Source organism: Monashia sp. HAY1-2A (assembly GCF_056755315.1).
In genome coordinates, this window is record NZ_JBNDHY010000312.1 from 1 (window position 1) to 917 (window position 917).

The 917-nt window shown below is 68.9% G+C and carries 1 protein-coding gene; it reads left to right on the forward strand.

What is annotated here, in order from left to right; all coding sequences use genetic code 11:
- Positions 1-120 precede the first annotated feature (120 nt).
- Positions 121-798: an amino acid ABC transporter permease gene (locus ACPYOM_RS22050; RefSeq protein ID WP_481343613.1), complete on the forward strand. Its 678-nt coding sequence runs from the start codon at positions 121-123 to the stop codon at positions 796-798.
- Positions 799-917 lie beyond the last annotated feature (119 nt).

The window sequence follows — 917 nt, forward strand, 5'->3', positions numbered from 1 at the left end:
CGCCACGGAAAACCCGCCCACCCCGGCCGCCTGCTCCTGACCCGCCCGCCGCGCGGGGGCCACGGCATCGCCGAGGCCGCGGCCCCCGCCGGCCAGATCCCTTGTGCGTGAAGGAGGGACATGCTCGCAATCCTCGAGAAGTACGACATCCTTGCCGCCTTCTGGATGACCATCACGCTGACGTTCTTCTCGGCGATCGGTGCGCTCGTCATCGGGACCGTCGTCGCCGTCATGCGCGTGTCGCCGGTTCCGGTGCTGCGTCGGCTCGGCGCGGTCTACGTCAACATCGTGCGCAACACCCCGCTGACCCTCATCGTCTTCTTCTCACTCGCCGGCGTGGGGATCATCCTCCAGATCAACCTCGTCGACCCCAGCTCGGCGACGTCGGTGCGTGACAACGCCATCCGCTGGGCGATGGTGGCGCTGGCCGTGTACCACGCCGCCTTCGTCTGCGAGGCCCTGCGCAGCGGCGTCAACACCGTGCCGGTCGGCCAGGCCGAGGCGGCGCGCTCGATCGGGCTGACCTTCGGCCAGAGCCTGCGCGAGGTGATCCTGCCCCAGGCGTTCCGCGGGGCCATCGCGCCCCTCGGCTCGACGCTCATCGCACTGACGAAGAACACGACGGTGGCCTCGGTCATCGGCGTGGCCGAAGCCTCCGCGCTCATGAAGGTCATCTTCGAGAACGAGACCGCCAGCTTCGGCGTCTTCTTCATCTTCGCCCTCGGCTTCGTCATCCTCACGCTGCCGGTCGGCATCTTCTTCACGTCCCTCTCGCGTCGACTGGCGGTGAAGCGATGAGCACGCAGACCGTCCTGTTCGACGCTCCGGGGCCGCGCGGCCGGCGCCGACACGCCATCCTCACCGCGTTCGGCTTCCTGCTGGCCCTCGTCACGGTCGGTGCCGTCGTGTGGAAGCTC